Source organism: Micromonospora sp. NPDC050784, from assembly GCF_044456765.1.
GTDB classification, from domain to species: Bacteria; Actinomycetota; Actinomycetes; order Mycobacteriales; family Micromonosporaceae; genus Micromonospora; species Micromonospora foliorum.
The window spans coordinates 190,344-209,458 of sequence record NZ_JBITGG010000014.1 but is presented as its reverse complement, the minus strand read 5'-3'; the positions used below and the strand labels follow the sequence as shown (position 1 = coordinate 209,458).

Sequence of the window (19,115 nt, the reverse complement as noted above, 5' to 3'; positions counted from 1 at the left end):
AGAGTAGGACGCCGCCGGACAATCTTCCAGAAAAGGCCACCCCTAACGGGGTGGCCTTTTCTGCGTTCCCTGACGAACGTCCGCACCCGCGCGCGCTCGACCCGCGTGTCCCGGTACAGGACTGGTGCGACCGCCGTGCACGCAGTCCGGCGGGAGGGCTGGGGCCGGGCTGGTTCTGGAGGGCTGGAATCGGTCAAGGTCACGCTCGAACCAGGATGTAGTGGCCTGTCCGGCGGGCTGATACCACTACAACCAGGATGTTGCGTGACCTTGGCGCCTGCGGGGGGCGGTCTGCGGCCTCGGGCGGCAGGCGGCGGTCGGCGGCATACGGTCGGCGGCCTGCGAGCGGCGCCCGGTGCGGTCCGGTCCCGTTCTGGCCCTGGCGCACCGGGCTACGCTCGGCCCGTGGATGACGTCCTGATATCTCTGGTGTTCGCGGGCTGCGTGGTGGCGATCCTGGGGACCCTCTGGTGGCTGGCGTCCCGGGTGCGTCGTCGCGGCATCGGTGGCGAGGTCATGGGCCCGTTCGAGGAAATCTGGCACCCCGCGGCGCACCGGTTCCGGGCCGAGATCCGGGTGCAGGAGACTCGCACGGTGCCGACGCCACCGCAGGGCGGCAGACTCAAGCGGGTGGGGCCTCAGGACGTCTTCGGCCCGCAGACGTAGCGGGGCTCAGCGTCGTAGCGCCAGGTGAACTTCTCCCGCTTGACCACCACGCCGCCCTTCTTGATGACCCGGAAGGCGTCCTGGGTGAAGCCGTTGATGCCGTTGGTCTCGATGCACGAGGGGCCGGGAGCCAGGTGGATCTGCCTCGGCGTCGTGATGTTGCGGCGCGGCCCGTACTCCGTCTTCACGCTGTCGTAGATCTTCGTGCTCCAGATGGACACGGTGATCGTGCTGGACGTGTACGACGTGTCGATGAGCACGCCGTACTCGGTGTTGTTGCGGAACTTGAAGTCCAGACTCGGCCAGAAGATGGTCGACTCGATGACCGCCGGGTACCTGTCGAACCAGTACGAGTGCGGCTTGTGCTCCACGTCCTCGAGGCCGGCGTAGTAGGTCGCGTTGAACAGCGTGGTGGTGAACTGCGAGGTGCCGCCGCCGACGCCCGGCACCAGCTTGCCGTCGAGGATGACCGGTGCGTCCCGGTAGCCCTGGGCGTAGCCGCGCTCGCCGGTGTGACCGTTGAGCGAGAACGTCTTCCCGGGCAGCACGACCGTGCCGTCCACCCTCCTCGCGATGGTCGCGATGTTCTGGCTGCGCGACGAGGCCATGCCGCCGGTGAACCGGGTGGTGAAGGTCGACACCCGCTCCTTGATGCCGAGGCCGGCGAGCTTCTCCCCGGTCAGCTGCGGCGGCGTCGGCTTCAGCTCGCCGGTCACCTCGCGGCCGTCCGCCTTCGGTAGCACGGCCAGCAGGTCCCGGCTGAGGGCTGCCGTGTCCAACTGCTGACCGGATCGCCCCTCCTTGGCCGTGGGTCGGCCACCGGAAATCGTCATCGTGGCGTCCTTCGGCGGCACCTCGATGGCGGCGAGCTTGTCGCCGAGTGCCGCCCGCAGGCGCTTGACGTCCACCGACGGGGTGAGCTTGCCGGTCTTGTCGGCGCTGAACCGGAGGCTCTTCGCGATGGCGGCGGGCGGGATGGTCACGGAACCTTTGTTGGTGCGCAGGGTGACCGGTTCGGCGACTGCCGGCTTCGCCAGCTCGCTGACCATCCGGTCCAACTCGTCCGGGGTGGTCGCCGGGTGGGTCTCCACCAGAGGCACGGTGACCGGGGCGCCGGCCAACCAGCCGGCGCGGACCACCTCGGCGGAGCGCTGCGGGTTCAGAGCCAGCCCGGGCTTGGGCTGTACGACCTTCGGTGTGGTGCCCTGGTAGGTGATCGCCGGCATCGTCATGCCCTGGGCCTGGTCACCGAGCACCTTACGGAGCGCGTCGTCCAACCGGCCCACGTCGACGGTCACCACGGGTTCGACGGTGCGGGAGCCGACCAACCGGCTCACCGGGTGCGCGTCGGCCTCAGCCGCCGCCGCGACGGTCGCCGGCACGTCGACGGCCAGCCCCACGTCGGCCGGGTTGATCTCGGCGGTACGCCCGTCGACGGTGACCTTCAGCGGTGTGGCGAGCGCCGCCGCCCGCCGGTCCAGCTCCGCCCGCAACTGCCGGTCGGCGTCCGCGCGGCTCCGGCCGCCGAGCTCGGTGCCGAGCACGCTGGTGCCCCGGGGAACGTCACCGGCGTACGCCCAGGCACCGGCACCCGCCACGGCGGCGAGGACGCCACCGGTGATGCCGGCGGCGAGCAACATCCGCACCCGACGTGGGCGGCGCGGCCCGCCGTCCAGCTCGCCGGGAGCGGCTGTGGTGACCGGCTCAGATCCATCGTCCGGCCAGGTGACCGCGGTGACCTGCACGGTGGGCCGGTCGTCGGCGGGTGGACTCTTTTCGCCGTACAGCGTCACTGCAACCTCGATCGCCAGGGTGCCGCGGGAGGTCCTCCCTCCCGGAGGCACCTACGGTAACGAATGCCCGGCCGTCCTCGTGGCTGCGCCCACCAGGCGCTGCTACCGCGTGTCGTTCGGCGTGTCGCACCGACCCGGGGTCGGTGCCGACGGCGAACCACCGACGTGGCACGGTGGCCGGGTGGGCACTGCGGAGCGGGTGTTGGCGTACGGGGGCGGTTGGCTGGATCGGGCGGGCCCGGTGCGCGCCGATCCAACGCGGTTGAGCGCGCTGCTCACCGAGTCGACCACCGTGCTGCTGCCGATGTGGCGGGACCGCTGTCTCGTCGACGGCCACGGGCCGGTTCGGCTCAGCGCGGAGCGTGCGGCGCTGGTCCGGTCCGCCGCCGGCGAGCCCGTCTTCCTGGGGCTCGATGGGGAGGTCGCCGTGTTCGCCGCGGATCTCTCCGCACTCCCTGAGCGGTCCGCCGTCGAGATGGCCGGTGCGGTGCGGTCCGTCGACGTGCGGGCACTGGTCGGGCGGCTCGAACCCGGCGACGCGGCCGTCCAGGCGTACGCCAGGGGTTTGCTGCACTGGCACCGACAGCAGCGGTTCTGCGGAGGGTGCGGCGCGCCGGCCGTCGCCGGCGGCGGCGGGCACCTGCGGACCTGCACCGGCGCGGAGTGCGGACGTCTGCTGTTCCCCCGGATCGAACCGGCGATCATCGTGTTGGTCGAGGCACCCGGTCGGTCGGGGCGCTGTCTGCTGGCCCGGCACGCGGGTGCGGGCGAGGACGCGTACTCGACGCTTGCCGGCTTCGTCGAGGTCGGCGAGAGCCTGGAGGACGCGGTCCGTCGGGAAATGGCCGAGGAGGCGGGCGTGACCGTCACCGACGTGACGTACCAGGGGTCGCAGGCGTGGCCGTTCCCCGCCGGCCTGATGGTGGGCTTCCGAGCCACCGCCACCTCCGACGAGGTACGCGTCGATGGCGAGGAGTTGTTGGAGGCGCGCTGGTTCACCCGGGCGGAGCTGCGGGACCGGGTGGCCTCGGGTCGTCAGCTCGGTCGGGTGGACGCGATCGACCACCGACTGCTGACGGACTGGCTCGCGGAGGGCTAGTCGGGCTCAACCACCGGCGCCCGAGCGGGGCGACCTGCCGCCACCGCCATTATCGCGGTGGTGACGATGGCCGTGCCCAGGGCCGCGAGGAGAAGACCGGGGACGGTGTGGGGCCGCAGGGTCGCGGTGACGGCCACCAGGCCGGCCACGCCCACCCACAGCGGTGCCGCCGCCCAGCGCCCGCCGGCCGCGAGGCGGTCGTTGAGCAGCACGAACGTCACCGCGTAGAGCGCACCGACCGCCGCGAAGAGGGGCGCGTACCGGCCGAGGTGGTCGTAGTCGGGTCCACCGGCGAGGCGGAAGGCGAGCCCTCCGGCGAGCGTCGAGGCGATGACCAGCACCGCGCCACACCCGCCCGTCACCGCCAACGCGACCGTTCGGCTGCGCCGGTCACCGCGTGCCAGCCGCGGCAGGGCGAGGACGGCGGCGACCTGCGGCGCCCAGAGCGCGCCCTTGCTCAGGACGGTGCCGACCGAGTACGCCCCGGAATCCGACGGGGACAGCAGTTGCCGGGCCAGCAGCAGATCGGCGTAGGAGACGACGAGCATCGCCAGGGTCGCACCGCAGCCGGCAACCACCTGCGCGGCGGTCAACCGTGGTGCGGTGGACGATCGAGCGGGCTCGCGGGCGAGTCGGGCCAGCACCGCCGGGGCGAGCGCGGCGGTCAACGCGCCGACCGCCAGCGCGCCGGTCGGTCCCGCGCCGAGCAGCAGCCCGGCGATCACGCCGCCGTAGCGGCCGGCGGCGAGCAGGGCCATCCCGATGGCGAGTCGCACGAAACGCTGGCCACCCTGCAACTCCCCGAGGGACCGGGAGGAGAGCACGATCGCCGCGGTGGTGACCGCCAGCAGCGCGGGCATCTCGACCGGGAGATCCAGGGCGGTGACCAGCAGTGGCGTCGACGCGATGAGGGTTCCCGCGCAGACCGCGGCGGTGACCGCGGTGAGCCGCCGAGTGTCGGAGGACCCGTGCCGGGCGTGGTGCACGGCGACGGCCAGTTGCAGACCGAGCCCGGGCACACCGACGATGGCCACCAGACCGAGAGCGGCGGCGAGCGCGCTGAGGTCGGCCGGGTCGAGTCGTCGCGCGGCCAGCACCGGCACCAGGTAGGCCAGGCCGTTGACCAGAACCCCGGCCAGGGTGACGCTGACCCCCGCAGCACCGAGGCCCGTACTCCATCCGCGGGTCAGCTCCGTCTGGGCCGTCCTCTCCCGGCGGACGGGTCGTCGGAGGCTCACGTGATCTCGGAGAAGGTCGGAAGCTGCCCGTCGGCTGGCCCGGCCGACTGGCCGGGCCTTGCCGGCTCGGCCGCGTCCGGCTCCCTGCCGTCCTGCTCAGCCGCAACCGCCTCGGTCCCGTCCGGCTCGATGGCGTCGGGCTTCGGTCCCTCCGCGACCAGCGCAGCCGCCGGAACGGCTGAGGTCACGGCGGTTGGCGTGGCGCGGCGTACGGGCCGTCGTCGGGCGGCGGTGGTGAGCCAGAGGGCGCCCAGGGCAACGACGATGGTGAGTTGCACGAGCGCGTCGGTGTTCCGTCGTGTCGAGTCGAGGTAGAGCCACCCGGCGAGCAGGACGAGCGCGCCCGGGAGCCAGGTCTCGACGGCCCGGCTGATCGTCCTGGCCCGACGGGGGTCGGCCGGCCACGGCAGGCGGCGTGGGCCGGGCACGGCCAGCATGAACCCCGCCGCGACCAGCAGGCCGCCGATGAGGCCACTCCACAGCACCAGCGCGGCGGCCCCGACGGCCAGCAGCGGCAGCGAGCGGGTGACCCGGCGCCGGCCGCGCGGTACGGCGGTCGTCGAGGGCCGTCCGGTGGTTTGCCGGGCGGGCAGCACCGCGAGCAGGACCACGACCGCGAGCAGGATGCCGCCGAGGAGAAGCCCCGCCCGGTACGGGGTGTCCGGGGCGAAGCGCAACAGCACCTCTCCGGAGGCGCCGGCGGGAAGGATCCAGCCCTGCTGCCACCCGTCCACCACCAGTGGTTTCAGCGTCCGCCCGCCGAGGGTCGCCTGCCAGCCGGTGTTGGTGTTCTCCCGCACGGCGAGCACCCGGTCGACGGGGTGACTGGCCACCCGTACCCGTCGCTCGGTGGCCGCCCAGGTCTCGACCTCGGTGGCGCTCGCGGTCGCCGAGGCCGATGGGGGCGCCGCGGTCGCCGAGGCCGGCGTGGTCGTGCGCGGCACCAGGGCGCCCCTGGTGGGCGCGGCCAGCCGGCTCGGGGTGGCGACGATCCGGTGCTCCCCGCGGCCCAGGTCAAGCTGGCGGGGCGTGGCCCGGCCGCACGGCGTCACCGGCATCTCACGCATCTCCAGCAGGTCGCGGAGCGTGCCGCGCAGCGAGGTGGTCACCCGCGCCGCGCCGACCTGCAGCGTCGGGCCCGATCCGCAGGCCAGCGACAGGGGTGTGTCGAGGCGCGGTCCGACGGTGGGCGCTCCGGGTAGCACTGTCACCTCACCGACCGCGATGGGCAGCTTCTCCGGCAACCGCAGCTTGTACGGGTCGGTACTGGTGGCGGACGGCTTGTCGAGGAACTGGATGGTGATCTCGTCGGTGCGCATCGGCGGGTCCAGGCGGAGCAGCCCGTCGTCGCCGAGCAGGCTGCTGCGGAAGCCGTCGTCGCCGACCACCCGCACGCTGCCCAGTCGGGTGGCGGCTGCCTTGTCGTCGACCGAGAAGCGGAGCCCGGTGATGGTCTGCGGCTTGAGCCACTTGAGTCGCAGGATCGGCGCCTCGTCGTCGATCGCCGGTGACCAACTGGTGGCCGGGTCGCCGTCGAGCGCCGCGCCGGCCCGCCCGGTCGGGTCGGGCACGGCCGTCGAGGACGCGCTGATCTGCGCCGCGAGGCGCAGCGGCTGCGCGTCGGTCACCAGTTTGTCGAGGGTGTTGTCCAGGTCAGGGCCGGCCGTCGGCCGCGCCCACAGCTTGGCGTCGTACGCGCCGGCCGCCGGCAGGGTCAGGGTCCGGTCGATGGTGGACGCGTCCTCGGAACCACGGATGGCGTCGGTGGAGCAGCGCGGCTGCCCGTCGACGGAGAAGCAGGCCGGCGTGGTGGGTGCCGCCGACACGACGACGGTTGCCGGCCGGTCGGTGACCGGTGCGGCGGGCAGGACCAGGGTGCGGCTGGTCTGGATGCCCGGAATCTTGATCTCGGCGATGCCGACCGAGCCGTTTCCGAACGGGCGGAGGTCGTACGCGCTGTCGACCGAGACCCGGACCTCGCGGATGGCGTGGACGCCGGGCAGCTCGAACACCATGTGGTCGCTGAACTGTTCGACGGTGCTGCTCTCGTACCCGGCGCTGACTGTCACCGTCGTGGGCAGGGCGTCGGCCTTCAGGTCGAACCACACCTCGACCCGGGTGACAGTCGTCGGGTTGGCGAGGCCCACCTCGATCCACTGCCGGTCGCTGGGCGAGTACGGCGCGGACTGCCAGGAGGTCGCCGGGTTGCCGTCCATCGCCGCGTACGGCTGGTGCTCGGGGCGGGCGCCGCCGGGGGAGCCCACCTGTGAGCGGGCGGTGGAGGTGCGGATCGCGGTGATGCCCTCGAAACGGGCGACGGTGGAGTGCTGTGCCCCCCACTCGGGCAGGTAGTCGTGGGCGGGTGCGGTGACGTCGAAGGGGTCGTCGGCGGTCAGCGTCTGGGAGGTGTTGTCGCGCAGTCCACCGAACGACACGTCGCGTCTGCGCAGCCCGTCGGTCATCGCCACCGGCCCGGCGACGGCGGCGGTCGGCGCGTCGCCGGCCAGGACGGTGGGCGCCGAGCCGAGCTGCCCCGCAGCGGCGAGGTCGAGGAGGGATTCCGGGCCGCCCACCACTGTGGTCACGTCGGCTCTGTCGTAGGCGACGACCGGCTCGACGGGCCGGTCGACGCGGTAGACCTCCAGCGCCCGGACGGGCACGTCGAGCCCATGGTCGCGGAACTCGTCGGGGGACGCGGGCCCGCCGCGCAGGGGGCCGAAGGACGTGACGCGGGTCAACCCGGGTGACCGTTCCAGCGCCTGGCGGACGACCGCTGGGCGGGCCGTGTCGGAGCGGCCGTGGTCGAGGTCGGCGCGGAACAGGACGTGGCTGATCCCGGATCGGGCCAGCAGGTCCGCCAGGCCGGTCGACCCCGAGCCGGTGGCGAGCGTCGACTCGATGACGTCCAGCAACCGGATCGTGGTCGGTGGGGTGAAGGGGATGGCGTTGCGTACCGCCCACCGGCTGTTGAGCAGCGGCTGGGTGATCTCGTCGGTGGTGCTGCCCCAGTCGTACGACGGGAAGCGCGCCCCGGGTACGACGAGCACCCGCCCGCGCCCCGTGTTCGCGTCGAGCCAGTCGGCGGCCTCGTGCCAGTAGCCGGGCACCTCCTTGACGCTGCCAGGGGTGGCGAGACCACCCGCGAGCGCGGGCGTGGCGACCGCCGTGACGGCGACGATGGCGGCGCCGGCGGTCAGCCAGGCGCGGGCGACGGTTCGCGGGCGGTGCCGGGTGGGCGCGGTGCGCGCCGCCCGGACGGCCAGGCCGATCAGGTGCGCCATGCCCAGGCACAGGGGTAGGCGGAGCAGGACGTCGAACTTGTGCACGTTGCGCAGGGGCGCGCCGACGCCGTCGAGGAACTCCCGCTGTGGGCCGGCGAGGATGTTCGGCAGGTCGCCGACGTGCCCGAGGCCGACGAGCGCGACGCCGAGGACCAGACCGGTGATGAGGAACCGGCGGTGCGGCATCCCGCGTCGGGACAGCCCGAGCACACCGAGGGCGGCGACCGCCAGGGTGGCGGCGACCAGTACCGCCTCGTTGGCGAGTCGCGCCCCGGACGGGATGGTCGGTCCGAACGGGGAGGCCAGGTAGGCGACCCAGTAGGAGGCACCGCGCAGCGTGGTCACCGCGTCGGTGACGCTCGTGGTGTTTCGGGCGGTCTCGATGTAGTCCAGGAAGGGCGGGCTGTACCGCCCGAGGACCAGCAACGGAACCAACCACCACGCCGTGGCCAGGGCTACCGCGCCACACCAGGCGGCGATGGCGGTGACGCGGCGGCGTACGGGCTGGATGGTGGCGAGCCAGAGCAGGGCCAGTGGCACCACCGCGAACACGGCGGTGGCGTTGACCCCACCGGCACAGGCGACGGCGAGAGCCGACGCGGCGACGGCGCGCCGCAGTGACGTGCCGGCGGCGAGACCGACGAGCGGGATGAGCACCCAGGGTGCGACGGCGCTGGGCCAGGCCTCCACCGAGGACCAGCCGAGTTGGGTGAGGATGCGGGGTGACAGCGCGAAGGCGACGCCGGCGATCATGCGTCCGGCGGGCGTGCCGATGTTGAGCCGGCCCGCCAGGCGTACGGCGCCCAGGTAGGCCACACAGAAGAGCAGTGCCCACCACAGCCGCTGCACCACCCACGGCGCGAGGCCGGACTCCGATCCGAGCAGGAAGAACGGGCCCATCGGCCAGAGATAGCCGTACGCCTGGTTCTGTAGTTGCCCGAACGTGCCGGTGGGGTCCCACAGGTGCAGCGAGCGGAGCAGCCACCCGGCCGGGTTGACGTTCAGGTCGACCTTGGTGTCCGGGACGACCTGGCCCGGGGCCTGCTGGAAGGCGAGGGCGGTCAGCGCGATGCAGATGACCAGGTGCCGGAACCGTCGGGCCGTGTGCCGGCTCCGGCTGGACCCCGGAGCGGCGCCACTGGCCACCTCTGCACGCATGTCGGCTCCTGTCTTCACCGGCCGGACGCGCACCTGCAGCCGACGACTGTCGCGCGACGTTATCCGGACCGGGCACGGACGGGCGACCAGGGGCGCTGCGGTGGCGTTATCGGGAGAACGGCCGTCCCCACGGCGTGTAAGCGTGTGGCAGGCTGCCGACCATGTCAATGCCAGAAGCTGAGGCCGAGACGCATCCGGAACGCGTCGCGTCCGATGACGGCGGGCCGGGGCCGATCGGCCGATGGCTCCGCGCCGACCCCGTCCGCGCCGTGGCGATCGCCCTCATCGCCGTGTCCGTCGCCTGGCGCGCCGGCCTCGCCGCTCGCGGCTGGTTCTCGCAGGACGAGTTCGTCATCGCCGCCCAGGTTCTCGACACCGGGCTGGACGCGGACTATCTCCTGCGTACGTTCAACAACCACCTCATGCCCGGCGGCCTGTTGGTGGCGTGGGCGATGGTGCGGGCGGCGGGCTTCGCCACCTGGCCGTGGGTATTGCTGCTGGCGGTTGGTCAGGCGGCGACCGGGCTCGCCGTCTACCGGCTGCTGCGCGACCTGCTCCGGCCCGGCTGGGGTCTGCTCATCCCACTGTGCCTGTTCGTGTTCAGCCCGCTGACGCTTGAGGTCTCCTCGCTGTGGTTGGTCGGGCTGCTCGTGCTGCCGATGCAGTTGGCCCTGGTCATGGCGGTGGCAGCCCAGGTCCGGTACGTGCGGACCGGTCGCCTGCGGCACCTCGTGGCGGTCGCGCTCTGGTTGGTGTTCGGCCTGTTCTTCGACACCAAGTCGCTGCTGATCGTGCCGCTGCTGTTCCTGCTGACCGTCTTCCTCTTCACCTCCGGCGGCGTGTGGCGCAGCCTCGGGGCGGCGCTCCGTCGGCACTGGCCGGCGTGGCTGTTGCTCTCCGTGCTCTCCGGGGCGTATCTGGCGTTCTACCTGACCCGACCGGCCGCCCGCGAGCTGGACGAACCCTCGTCTGTCGGTCCGGTCCTCAACTTCCTCGGTGACCTGGTCGGCAAGACCGTGGTGCCGGGTCTGCTCGGTGGTCCGTGGCGCTGGACCTACGCCGGTGACGGCCCCCCGCTCGCCGACCCGTACGACATCGCCAAGTGGTTGTCCTGGGCGGTGCTGGCGACGCTGGTCGTGGTCACCGTCCGGCGGCGCCCGTCGGCGGGACGGGCCTGGCTGCTGTTCACCTCCTACCTCGGGCTGGTCGCCACGCTCTTCGCCGTCACCCGGCTCGGCGGCCCGCTCGGTCCGCTGGTCGGCGTCGTTCCCCGGTACGTCGCCGACGTGGTGCTGGTCGCCGCGATCTGTGTCGGTGCGGCCCTGCTGGGAATCAAGGACACCGACGAGGACGAGGTTTCGGCGTGGCCTGTGCCGACGGTCCTTCGGGAGCCGGGTGCCTTCGCGGTCGGCCTGGTCTCGATGATCGTCGTGCTGGCGACCATTGGCGTGGGCACCCTGTGGAGCACGGCCCGTTTCGGGGACAACTGGAGTACGAAGTACGGGCGGGACTATCTCGCGACGACGCAGGCCGAGCTTGCCGCCGCGCCGCCGGGCACCGTCTTCTTCGACACCGCAGTCCCGGACCGGGTCGTCGCCGGCTACTTCTGGCCGGACAATCGCCAGTCGCACTTCTTCCGCCCGGCCGAGCGTCGGCCCACCTTCGTCACGGAGGCCGCGCGACCGTCGACGTTCGATGAGCTCGGCCGAATCCGTCCGGTCGTGGTCGAGGGACGGAAGATCGTGCCTGGCCCGGTGGACGGCTGCGGGCACCTGGCCCAGGGTGGCCAACCCACCCGGATCCCGTTGGACGGGCACCTGGTGGAGTGGCCGTACGTCGTGCACTTCGGCTACCTCAGCTCGGGTGACTCGACCGCGCTGTTCCGGCTCGGGGACGCCACGCGCGAGATCACCCTGCGGCGCGGGCTGAACGACCTGTACTTCCTGCTGGAGGGTGCGGGGGACGCCGTCGAGGTCACCGTGCGTACGCCGGGCGTCGGGGTGTGCACCCAACTGATCACCGTCGGCCGGGCGGTGCCGGCATCGTGAATGGTTGAGCCGACCGACGGCGTCGAAGCCGCACCGGTTCGGCGGGCGCGGGACACGCTGCCGCTGTACGCGGTCGCGGCGGCGGTCACGGTGCTGGTGCTGGCCCCGCTGGCGGCACCCGGGTACGCGCTGCTGTACGACATGGTGTTCGTACCCCGGCAGCCGTTGACCTGGGATCTCGTCGCCCCGGCGCAGAACCTGCCCCGGGCGGTGCCGATGGACGCACTGGTCTCGCTGGTCACCCAGCTCGTGCCGGGCTGGTTGGTGCAGCGACTGGCGCTCGCCGGGGCGGTCTTCCTCGCGGCGGTCGGCGCCGGCCGGCTGGTGCCGACCGACCGCCGTTCGGTCCGGCTGTTCGCCGCGGTGGCGTACGCGTGGACGCCGTACCTCGCCGAGCGGTTACTGATCGGGCAGTGGGGGCTGCTGCTCGCGTACGCCGCGTTGCCCTGGCTGGTGCGGGCGGCGCTGGACCTGCGGGCGGGGCGCGACGGCGCGCTCGCCCGGGTGGTGCTCGCCGCCGCTCCCGCCGCCATCACGCCGACCGGCGGGTTGGTCGCGCTGGGCACGGTGCTGGTGCTGACGTCGGACCGGATGCGTGCGCGGCGGTCGTCGCTGGTGTCGCAGCGGATGCATCCGCTCCGGTCCCGGCAGGCGTTGGTCGCGGTCGGGGTGCTCAACGCCCCCTGGGTGGTCGCGGCCCTGGTCACGGGTGCCGGGGGTTCCTCGGACCCGGCGGGTGTCGCGGCGTTCGCGGCACGGTCGGAGAACTGGGCCGGCCCGCTGGCGGCGCTCGCCGGCACCGGCGGCATCTGGAGCGCGCAGGCCACCCCCGCCAGTCGCGCCGCGCCGCTGGTGCCGGTGGCGACAGTGGTGCTGCTGGTCCTGGCCGGTGTCGGGGCGGGCCTGCTGCGACGCCGGTTGCCCCCGGGCGGGGCGGCGCGGCTGGCGGTGCTCGCCGGGGCCGGTTGTCTGCTGGCCGCGCTCGGGGTGATCCCCGGCGGGGACGCCGCGCTGCGTTGGGCGGTGGTGCACCTGCCGGGCGCGGGGTTGCTGCGAGATGGCCAGAAGTTCCTGGCACCTTACGCCCTGCTGCTGGTGGTGTGCGCCGCGTTGGGGGCCGAGCGGCTGGTGGCCCGGGTCGACCGGGAGGTGGCCGGGGTGGTCCTGGCCGGGCTGCTGTTCCTGCCGGTGGCGGTCCTGCCGGACCTCGCGTTCGGCGGCGTCGGTCGGCTTCGTCCGGTGAGCTATCCAGCGGAGTGGCAGCGGGTGGCCGAGTACGTCGACGAGGAGCCGGGGGAGGTCCTCGCGTTGCCGCTGAGCGCCTACCGCGCGTACCCGTGGAACCCCGGTCGGGTCGTCCTGGACCCGGCGCCCCGCTACCTGCCGGGGACGGTCCTGACCGACGACACGCTCCGGGTCGGTGACGTCGCGGTGGCCGGTGAGAATCCGCGCGTCCGTGAGCTGCGCCGGGCGTTGGCCGAGGGACGGCCGGTCTGGACCACGGGGGTGCGCTGGGTCCTGGTGCAGCACGAGGTCTCCGGCGAGGTGGACCCTCAGGTGCTCGGCGGCCTGGTGCGTGTCCACGACGGACCGTTCCTGACGCTGTACCGAAACCCGGCGACCGTGCGGGAACCGGGCGGGTCCGGGCCGGCCCGACTGGCGGTGGTGACGGCTCTCGGCGCTGCCCTTCTGGTGGTCGTCGCTGCCGCCGTTTCGGCACTACACCGGCGACCTACCGCGTGGTAACGTCCGCTCGCACGTCTCGCCATTGGAGGATTGGCATGCGTAGAGCTTTGACCCTGGCCGTGTCTGGCCTGGTGGCGGCGTTGCTGGGGATCCTGGCTCTCGGCGGGATCTCGGCCGCCGCGACCGCCACCGACGAGGAGGCCGCAAGCGAGGCCAAGCTCGTCTCGGAGGCGGCCAAGCGGGCCGGAAAGAAGGACCCGTACGCCCCCGCGGTTTACGGCGACAGGTAGGACGGCTCGCCCCGCTGCTGCACTGGGCGGGGCGACTCCACACCCTTGAGGATCGCCTCGAAGCGTCCACCCGCGGCCTGCCAGGTGAAGCTGGCCGCGTGCTCCCGGGCCTGTGCGCCCATCTCCCGCCGCAGCTCATCCCGGTGCAGAAGCGTGCGCACCTTCAGCAGGTAGTCGTCGATGTCGTCGGCCAGCAGGCCGGTACGCCCGTCGACGACCGCTTCGGCGACTCCGCCCGCTTCCCGGAACGCGACAGTCGGGGTGCCCGCCGAACCCGCCTCCACGATTGTGAGCCCCCAGCCCTCCTTGAGCGACGGGGTCAGCGCGACCCAGGCCGAGGCGAGCAGCGCGGCCTTCTCCTCCTCGGTAACGAAGCCCCGGAAGTCCACCCGCTCGGTGATGTCGAGTTCCGCGGCGAGTTCACGCAGGTGCGACTCCCACCAGCCCTGGCCGGCGACGACCAGACGTAGTTGGGGCAGCTCGTCGGCGAGGGCCGCGACGGCTCGCAGCGCCACCTCCACCCGCTTGTGTGGCACCAGCCGGTTCAGTGTCACGAGCAGCGGGAACGTCGCCCGCTCGACGTCGGTGTGGGCCAGCGTCGGGGTGCCGTTGTGCACCACGGAGACCTGCTCCGGCGGCACGCCGAGAAGGGCCAGCTCCCGGCGGGTGGCCTCGGAGACGGTGACGTACCGGCACCGCTGGTAGAGGCGTACGGCGAGCGACGACTCGATCCACCAGCCGAACCGGGCCGCCCACTGTGGAAGCACCACCGGCCACTGCTCGCGGTGCACGTGGTGGATCAGCTTGACCACCGGGCGTCGCGCCCAGAGCGGGGCGAGGAACGGCAACCCGTTGCAGACGTCGACCAGGACATCGGGTCGGCCGCCTCGGCGGGCAGCCAGCGGGCCGATGCCCAGCGCGCCCGCGACGTAACAGAGCGCCGCCCAGAGGTAGACGGTGTGTCGGCCGCCGCGCCGTACCAGCCGTACGCCCGCCTCGTTGACCTCGTCGGCGGGAGCCTGGCTGTGGGCGGCGCAGAAGAGAGTGGCGCGGAAACCGCGCGCCACCAACTCGGCGGCGATCCGCTCGACGTACACCTCGGAACCGCCACCTTCGGGGTTGCGGGTGTCTCGCCAGTTGAGGAACAACACGTGTCCGGGCATGCCGAAGCGACGCTCCACGCGAACCCTACTCTCAAGTAATTTAGCGACCCGCGTCACACTAGGGGCTGGTGTGCCGGCCGGCAATGCCCCGATGGGGCAGCGCTGGGCGCTATCCGCCGACCGTCGGCACCGGCGTGCCAGCCGCGAGGCTCGGCGGTGTGGTGGCCGGTGCGGCCACGTCCGCGGCGGGGGTCCCGGATGCCTGCCCGCGCCCGGCCGACCGGCGTCGACGCTGCGACCCGAGCAGTTGCAGGGGTCGCTCGACGCCGTAGTAGCTGACCGTGGCGTACGCCAGACCGAAGGCCATGGTGAGGGCGAAGGTGTTGAGCAGCCCGCCGGAGAACAGCGGTCGGTCGTCGATCAGGTAGATGAGTTCGATGACCATGGGGTGCCACAGGAACAGCCCGTACGAGACCGCGCCGAGCCATCGAGCGGACGAGCTGCCGAAGACCTCCTTGATCCGGGTCGGCCCGCCGAAGGCCACCGGGATCAGGATCAGCGCCGCGATCACGAGGTACAGGGCCAGTTTGACGCCGAACTCGGCGGCCGTCGGCTCGGTGAGGTCGCGGGGGCCGGCGACGGGCGTCGTCGCGATCGCCATCAGGCCCACGGCGGCAGCCCAGCAGGTGACCGGCGCCGAGGCCAGGTCGTCCAGGACCCGGAAGGCCGTGGGCGCGGTCCCGGTGCGCAGGGCGACGTGCGCCGTCGCCAGTGCCATGCCGGTGCCGAACCAGGCGGCGTACGAGGGGAACCACATCGTGTGCAGGGCGGCGTCGAGCCGGCCGAGCCCCATCAGGATGAGCCACCCCGCGGTCAGTAGCGCACTCCCGCTGAGGATCACGATGGTCCGGACAGGACGCCAGGACCGGCCCACGGCGAGCACGGCGACCAGCGGCAGGAGCAGGTAGAACACGACTTCGGTGGCGAGACTCCAGGTCTGGCTGAGCCCGGAGCGCAACTGCCCCGGTTGGTAGATCTGGGTGAAGGTGAGGTGACGGATCCAGTCGCCGACGGACGCCTGCCGGTTCTGCGGCAGGACGACCAGACAGACCACGATCGCCAACCAGTAGGCGGGCAGGATGCGCAGGGCCCGCCGCCACAGGTAGCGCTTGGCACCGGGTCGGGCCCGGCCCGTCGCCGCGTTGAGGGCCCACGGCCGGAACAGCAGAAACCCGGAGAGTACGAAGAAGATGGCGACGCCGACGTCCAACCGAGCCAGCCAGCCGCCCCAGGTGGTGTTCATGGTGACGGCGGTCTGGAACCCGACGTGGTGACCGACGACCGCCACCGCGCCGATTGCTCGCAGCGCGTCGAGGGCGGGAAGTCGGCCGGTTACCGAAGGCTCCGAAACTGTTGGCGCGGCGGCTGTGGACATCTGGACATCCAGGGGGTCGCTTTGAAGGTGACCGGGGAGTAACCTCCCGCCATGTTAAGGATCGGGTGCCCCGGACAACAGGTCGTAGGGCGGCAGGTTACAGGAGGATGAGTGAAGCTTCGCGTGGGCGCCGCGCTCTTCGGGCTTGGCGTCTTATTGCTGGTCTTCGCGGCCGGGCTGCCGTTTTACGTGGCCCCCGCCGTGACCAAGCTCCCCTACGACCTTGAGCCGACGACGTCCGTCGCCGAGGCGAAGAACGCCAGGTTCCTGAAGATCACGGCAACCGGGACCTCGGTGAGCATCGAGGTTCCGCAGGGCGATCTGGTGTCCAGTGTGGAGGTCATTCCGCAGCCCGACGACACCAAGGATCGGCTGCCCAAGGACCTCAAGGGCGACGCGGTGATCTGGGACGTCTACCAGACGGTCCGGCGCACCGACAACCAGGACGTGGTCAGCCAGTACAGCACCGAACTCGCTCTCTACCGGATCTCCGGCGCGGCCGCCTCGTGGAAGGACCAGTGGCTCAACGAGACCGGGGCGGACGGGACTCCGGTCGGCAACGTGAAGTACTCCGGCCAGATCTACAAGTTCCCGTTCGGCACCGCCAAGCGCGACTACCAGGTCTTCGACCGTGACCTGAAGCGGGCTGTCCCGGCGAAGTTCGTCGGCACCGAAAAGATCAAGGGCGTCGAGGCGTACCGCTTCGAGCAGCGGATCGAGAACGAGGTGCTGGCCACCCCGGAGAGCAGCATCCAGACGCTGGTCGGCAAGTTCGCCCCCGGCGCCACCAGCGGCCAGGTCGTCTACAGCAACACCCGTACGCTCTGGGTCGACCCGGTCACCGGCTCCTACGTGAACGTGCGGGAACAGCAGCACAAGGAGTTGCGCCCCAACACCGGCACGCCCACGGTGTTGCTGGACGCGGACTTCAACTACACCGACGACACGGTCAGCCGCAGCGTCGAGACGGTCAAGGACAACCGCTTCAAGATCGGCCTGATCAGTTTCTGGGGCCCGATCGTCGCCGGTGTCCTCGGTCTGCTCGCGGTCGTCTTCGGGGTGTGGCTGGTGACCCGACCCGAGGGCGGGACGGCCCGGCACCGCGCCGAGCCGGCGGTCGACGACCCGACGCCGACCCGGGTGGACCAGGAGCCGGTACGCGACACGGAGACCGTCGAGCAGCCCAGGCCGCAGCCGGTCGGCGGGCCACTGAGCGACGAGATCCCGCCGGCCTCGACGAACTGGAAGTCGGAGGACCCGACGGTGCCGACCCAGCGTCCGGCCCCGGGCGAGGTGGAGCAACGCTGACGCGCGTACGACCGGACGTACGACTGAGGGGTGGGGGGCGCCCGGGGGCCCCCCCCCCCGGAGGTGTCAGGCCGTCGCCCGCTTCGGAAGCTTCCACCCGGGGCGGGGGAAGTGGCAGGTGTATCCGTCGGGGTAGGTCTGCAGGTAGTTCTGGTGCTCAGGCTCGGCTTCCCAGAAGTCGCCGGCCGCGGTGACCTCGGTGACGACCTTGCCGGGCCACAGACCCGAGGCGTCGACGTCGGCGATGGTGTCCTCGGCGACCCGCTTCTGCTCGTCGCTGGTGTAGAAGATCGCCGAGCGGTAGCTGATGCCGACGTCGTTGCCTTGGCGGTTCTTCGTCGAAGGGTCGTGGATCTGGAAGAAGAACTCGAGCAGCGCGCGGAAGTCGGTCTTGCCGGTGTCGTAGACGACCTCGATGGACTCCGCGTGGGTGCCGTGGTTGCGGTAGGTGGCGTTCGGGACGTCACCGCCGCTGTAGCCGACGCGCGTGGACACGACGCCGGGCTGGCGGCGGAACAACTCCTCCATGCCCCAGAAGCAGCCGCCGGCGAGAATTGCCTTTTCGGTGTTCACGTCGTCCCCTTGCCTGTCGTCGTGCCAGCCCACCTGGACACGCGAGTACAGACACTCTCCGGGTCGGCGTTATTCCCGCACCCTCCGCCTTGTCTGGACTCTATAGTCCAGAAGGAGTGTCTGGTCGATGCCAGGTAGCTGCCCTGCTGGCGAGGCTGAACTGGCACTTCCGTGCGACCACGCCAGCGCCACGTAGTCCAATACTGGACTTGACAGACCAGTTTCACCGTGGCTAGGTTCGAGCTGTCCGGCAGGGTGCCCCCGGTAACGACGATTTGCCCGACTTGCCCGTCGGCGTCGAGTTCGACAGACGTCCCCGCCACTCCCGGCTTGATCCTCGCGCCCCAACCGCTACCGGTCAGCGTGTGTGGCACGGCGCCGAGGCTTGGCGCCACCAATGCCGGGAAACGGAAATGTGCTCCTCGTGCCAGTGCAGACGAGGGCTGGATGCAAGGAGGTATCTGATGAAGGCGATCGTGGTGACGGACGAGGCCGCCGGAACGGCCGGAATGACGCTGGTGGAACGGCCTGAGCCGGAACCCGCCCTCACTGACGTCGTCGTTCAGGTTCATGCGTCGGGGTTCGTCCCGACCGAGTTGGCGTGGCCTTCGACCTGGACCGATCGCCTCGGCCGCGACCGGACGCCGTCGATCCCTGGCCACGAGTTGGCCGGAGTGGTCAGCGCTCTCGGATATGGCACGACCGGACTGTCGGTGGGACAGCGGGTGCTCGGCCTCACGGACTGGACCCGCGACGGCACCCTGGCGGAGTATGTGGCCGTCGAGGCGCGCAACCTTGCGCCGCTGCCCGGTGACGTCGACTTCGCGGTGGGCGCGAGCCTACCGATCTCTGGCCTGACCGCCTGGCAGGGACTATTCGAGCACGGCCGCCTTCGGACGGGGCAGACCGTCCTCGTGCACGGCGCGGCCGGCGCAGTCGGTTCGATGGTGACGCAGCTCGCCCGTGAGTTCGGCGCCTACGTTGTCGGCACCGGACGCGCTGCCGACCGCCAGACCGCGCTCGACTTCGGCGCACACGAGTTCGTCGACCTCGGCAGCGAGGCCCTGGAAGACGTCGGCGGAGTCGATCTGGTCTTCGACGTCATCGGAGGTGACATCGGGAAGCGGTCGGCAGGCCTGATTCGAGCCGGAGGAACACTGGTTTCCGTTGTCGGGCCGTCCGAGGCGCGGCCCGCGGACGGCTTGGCGATAGATTTCGTCGTGATGCCCGATCGTGCCCAACTGGGGGAAATCGTCCAGCGGGTACGAGACGGGAGACTGCGGACGAACGTCGGCCACGTCGCAGACCTCGACGACGCCGCCGCCGCTCTCAACCCAACCAAGCGGATCACCGGAAAGACGATCATCCGCACCCGCTCCTGAGGATTCGGGGAGAGCGACAGTCGTGGTCAGAGCCTCCACGGCAAATGCTCTCCGT

General features: G+C 71.8%; 12 protein-coding genes and 1 pseudogene. 7 read left to right on the top strand and 6 right to left on the bottom strand.

Going from position 1 to position 19,115, the window contains the following annotated elements:
- Positions 1 to 405: 405 nt before the first annotated feature.
- Entirely contained in the window at positions 406 to 666 is a 261-nt protein-coding gene (locus ACIBD9_RS20580; RefSeq protein ID WP_396719821.1) for a hypothetical protein, read from the top strand.
- Here ACIBD9_RS20580 and ACIBD9_RS20575 read toward each other — a convergent pair.
- A complete protein-coding gene (locus tag ACIBD9_RS20575; RefSeq protein WP_396719819.1) occupies positions 639 to 2,459 on the bottom strand; it encodes a VanW family protein in 1,821 nt (606 codons plus the stop codon). The two genes, ACIBD9_RS20580 and ACIBD9_RS20575, sit on opposite strands and share 28 nt — an antisense overlap.
- 181 nt (positions 2,460 to 2,640) lie before the next feature.
- On the opposite strand from ACIBD9_RS20575, the gene nudC reads away from it, so the two are divergent.
- Positions 2,641 to 3,558, top strand: a complete 918-nt coding sequence (gene nudC / locus ACIBD9_RS20570) for an NAD(+) diphosphatase (protein ID WP_396719817.1) — start codon at positions 2,641 to 2,643, stop codon at positions 3,556 to 3,558.
- Here nudC and ACIBD9_RS20565 read toward each other — a convergent pair.
- Both ACIBD9_RS20565 and ACIBD9_RS20560 read right to left on the bottom strand, forming a co-directional pair.
- Positions 3,555 to 4,796: a polysaccharide biosynthesis protein gene (locus tag ACIBD9_RS20565; protein WP_396719815.1), complete on the bottom strand. Its 1,242-nt coding sequence runs from the start codon at positions 4,794 to 4,796 to the stop codon at positions 3,555 to 3,557. The genes nudC and ACIBD9_RS20565 overlap by 4 nt on opposite strands.
- 158 nt (positions 4,797 to 4,954) lie before the next feature.
- Positions 4,955 to 9,235 (bottom strand): annotated as a pseudogene (locus ACIBD9_RS20560) (alpha-(1->3)-arabinofuranosyltransferase); the annotation flags it as partial.
- A 167-nt stretch (positions 9,236 to 9,402) separates the two neighbouring features.
- On the opposite strand from ACIBD9_RS20560, the gene ACIBD9_RS20555 reads away from it, so the two are divergent.
- Genes ACIBD9_RS20555 through ACIBD9_RS20545 form a run of 3 tightly spaced genes read left to right on the top strand, consistent with a single transcriptional unit; the run spans position 9,403 to position 13,259 of the window.
- Positions 9,403 to 11,283, top strand: coding sequence for a hypothetical protein (locus ACIBD9_RS20555; protein ID WP_396719832.1), 1,881 nt, complete (start codon positions 9,403 to 9,405; stop codon positions 11,281 to 11,283).
- The gene (locus tag ACIBD9_RS20550) at positions 11,284 to 13,029 is read left to right on the top strand and encodes a hypothetical protein (protein WP_396719813.1); all 1,746 of its coding nucleotides are present in this window, start codon (positions 11,284 to 11,286) and stop codon (positions 13,027 to 13,029) included.
- A gap of 35 nt (positions 13,030 to 13,064) precedes the next feature.
- Complete coding sequence (locus ACIBD9_RS20545) at positions 13,065 to 13,259, top strand: hypothetical protein (RefSeq protein ID WP_387173798.1); 195 nt, start codon at positions 13,065 to 13,067, stop codon at positions 13,257 to 13,259.
- On the opposite strand, the gene ACIBD9_RS20540 is transcribed toward ACIBD9_RS20545, so the two are convergent.
- Together ACIBD9_RS20540 and ACIBD9_RS20535 are read right to left on the bottom strand one after the other, a co-directional pair.
- Positions 13,244 to 14,422, bottom strand: a complete 1,179-nt coding sequence (locus ACIBD9_RS20540; protein WP_396719810.1) for a glycosyltransferase family 4 protein — start codon at positions 14,420 to 14,422, stop codon at positions 13,244 to 13,246. The genes ACIBD9_RS20545 and ACIBD9_RS20540 overlap by 16 nt on opposite strands.
- A 109-nt stretch (positions 14,423 to 14,531) precedes the next feature.
- Positions 14,532 to 15,797, bottom strand: a complete 1,266-nt coding sequence (locus ACIBD9_RS20535) for an acyltransferase family protein (RefSeq protein WP_396719808.1) — start codon at positions 15,795 to 15,797, stop codon at positions 14,532 to 14,534.
- A 111-nt stretch (positions 15,798 to 15,908) separates the two neighbouring features.
- Between ACIBD9_RS20535 and ACIBD9_RS20530 the strand changes: the two genes are divergently transcribed.
- On the top strand, positions 15,909 to 17,105 hold the full coding sequence (locus ACIBD9_RS20530) for a DUF3068 domain-containing protein (RefSeq protein WP_396719806.1): 1,197 nt from the start codon (positions 15,909 to 15,911) through the stop codon (positions 17,103 to 17,105).
- A 66-nt stretch (positions 17,106 to 17,171) separates the two neighbouring features.
- On the opposite strand, the gene msrA is transcribed toward ACIBD9_RS20530, so the two are convergent.
- A complete protein-coding gene (msrA, locus tag ACIBD9_RS20525) occupies positions 17,172 to 17,678 on the bottom strand; it encodes a peptide-methionine (S)-S-oxide reductase MsrA (protein ID WP_396719804.1) in 507 nt (168 codons plus the stop codon).
- Between the two features lie 464 nt (positions 17,679 to 18,142).
- On the opposite strand from msrA, the gene ACIBD9_RS20520 reads away from it, so the two are divergent.
- The gene (locus ACIBD9_RS20520; protein WP_396719802.1) at positions 18,143 to 19,060 is read left to right on the top strand and encodes an NADP-dependent oxidoreductase; all 918 of its coding nucleotides are present in this window, start codon (positions 18,143 to 18,145) and stop codon (positions 19,058 to 19,060) included.
- Positions 19,061 to 19,115 lie beyond the last annotated feature (55 nt).